Origin of the sequence: Burkholderia sp. AU19243 (assembly GCF_018148075.1) — a bacterium.
Classification (GTDB): domain Bacteria; phylum Pseudomonadota; class Gammaproteobacteria; order Burkholderiales; family Burkholderiaceae; genus Burkholderia; species Burkholderia latens_A.
Genome location: NZ_JAGSTV010000040.1, coordinates 1 through 1,337, shown reverse-complemented (window position 1 = coordinate 1,337; position 1,337 = coordinate 1). Strand labels below are relative to the sequence as shown.

The 1,337-nt window shown below is 61.6% G+C and carries 1 protein-coding gene; it reads right to left on the bottom strand.

Translation table 11 applies throughout. From position 1 onward, the window contains the following. Window positions 1–32 precede the first annotated feature (32 nt). Window positions 33–1,243, bottom strand: a protein-coding gene (locus KDW55_RS29165; protein WP_112750314.1) for an IS3-like element ISBcen6 family transposase whose coding sequence is annotated in 2 segments (ribosomal slippage) — window positions 33–928 and window positions 928–1,243 — 1,212 coding nt in all. Because the reading frame shifts where the segments join, the coding sequence is not laid out codon by codon here. Window positions 1,244–1,337: the final 94 nt, after the last annotated feature.

Genomic DNA, 1,337 nt, shown 5'->3' with positions numbered 1-1,337 from the left:
CTGGAGTTGACCCTGTAATACCGGACACAGCCTCACACTAAGGTTGCTGAATCCATCGAGCGCCGGAACTCGCGAGGCGAGCGGTATTTCAGCGCGCTATGGGGATGCTTCTCGTTGTAATGCTCGAACGCGATGGCCAAGTTGCGTGCAGCAGTCGCTGCGTCCGGCTTCGGCATGAAGGCGACGTAGTCGCGTTTCATCGTCTTCACGAAGCTCTCGGCCATCCCGTTACTTTGCGGGCTGCATACCGGCGTGGTCAATGGCTTCAGGCCGATGGCCACTGCGAACCGACGCGTGTCGTCGGCCGTGTAGCCCGAACCGTTGTCGCTCAGCCACTCGATTTCGGACGGCGTATGCAGCTCGATGCCAAACCGATTTTCCACTGCAGCCAGCATCACGTCGCGCACGATGTCGCCGCTGTGGCCTGCCGTCGTAGCCGCCCAGCTCATCGCTTCACGGTCACAGCAATCCAGCGCGAACGTTACGCGCAGCGGCTCGCCGTTGTCGCAGCGGAACTCGAAGCCGTCCGAGCACCATCGCTGATTGCTGCGCTCGACGGCTACCTTGCCGTCGTGTCGACGTTGGGGCCGAGGTGGAATCGGTCGGCGCTGCATCAGCAGCCCATGTGTGCGCATGACGCGATAGATTCGCTTGGCATTAAACGGCGCCAGTCCGACCGCAACGCGCTCGTTGCGCAAGATGCCCCAAACCCGGCGATAGCCATAGCTGGGCAAATCGCCAATGACCCGGCGGATCTCCTCGACCGCGGCCGCGTCGTCACTCTGCCTCGATTGACGGCCATCGCGCCACGTCGCCGGACGCGACAGTCGTGCCGATACGTTCGAGCGCGACACGCCGAGAACTTCACAAACCAGTTTCACTGGTCGTCCTCCGGCAGCGAGGGCGAGTGCGCTATCCATTTTTTTGCCCGGCCGTACTCGACTGCTTCGCGAAGAATCTCGTTCTCCATGGTCTTCTTGCCGAGCATCCGTTGCAGCTCACGAATCTGCTTGAGTGCATCGGCCAGTTCCGAGGCCGGGACTACTTCCTCGCCGGCCTTGACCGCTGACAGGCTCCCACCCTGGTACAGCTTGCGCCAGTGGAACAGTTGGTTCGGATTCACGCCGTGCTGGCGCGCGACCATCGAAACCGATTTCCCCGGCTCGAAACTCTCGCGAACCATCGCCAGCTTCTGCTCCGCCGTCCAGCGCCGCCGACGCTCCGGGCCCGTCAACACTTCCATCACTTCCTGCCTAGTGTTAGTCAAAAACACAGTCCTATGCCTACCCGTTATTGTAAGTGGGTGACTGTGTCCGGCGTTTCAGGGGGCTGCTCCA